1 protein-coding gene is annotated in these 413 nt (G+C 40.2%); it reads left to right on the top strand.

What is annotated here, in order from left to right; translation table 11 throughout:
* The coding region (locus UNSWCS_RS11350; RefSeq protein ID WP_235044414.1) for a hypothetical protein at positions 1 to 373 on the top strand (373 nt) is incomplete at its 5' end.
* Between the last annotated feature and the right edge of the window lie 40 nt (positions 374 to 413).

The following is a 413-nucleotide window of genomic DNA, read 5'->3' as shown; positions in this document are numbered from 1 at the left end:
TAGGAAAATGATAGAGCCAAAATACAGAATAAAAGACAAAGCCGATTTTGAGAGAATTTTTAAAAAAATCGCCGAGCTTGATAATGAGGAGCTTAACGACAGCTTCATCGTGGAAGGCAACCACGACATAACCTACGGCAGCATAAAAGCTACTTGCGAGCTAATCGGGTATGATTTGCTTCTTTTGCCGCAAGAGATAGTGGACGATCTTGATAGGGGCAAATATTCGCATATCGATACTTTTTACATCGATATAGTCAATTTAACCATGCTAGACCAAAATTTTAAGGGCAATCACTCTTTATTCGGCGGGGCCATCCCCGATGAACTGGACATAGATGACGACGGCACGCTTAGGCTATGGTTTGATTAAAAATTTAAAGGGCTTTAAGCCCTTTAAAGAGCGTTTTAAA

Source organism: Campylobacter concisus UNSWCS (assembly GCF_000466685.1).
GTDB lineage: Bacteria > Campylobacterota > Campylobacteria > Campylobacterales > Campylobacteraceae > Campylobacter_A > Campylobacter_A concisus_A.
This window is presented reverse-complemented; position numbering and strand designations above follow the sequence as displayed.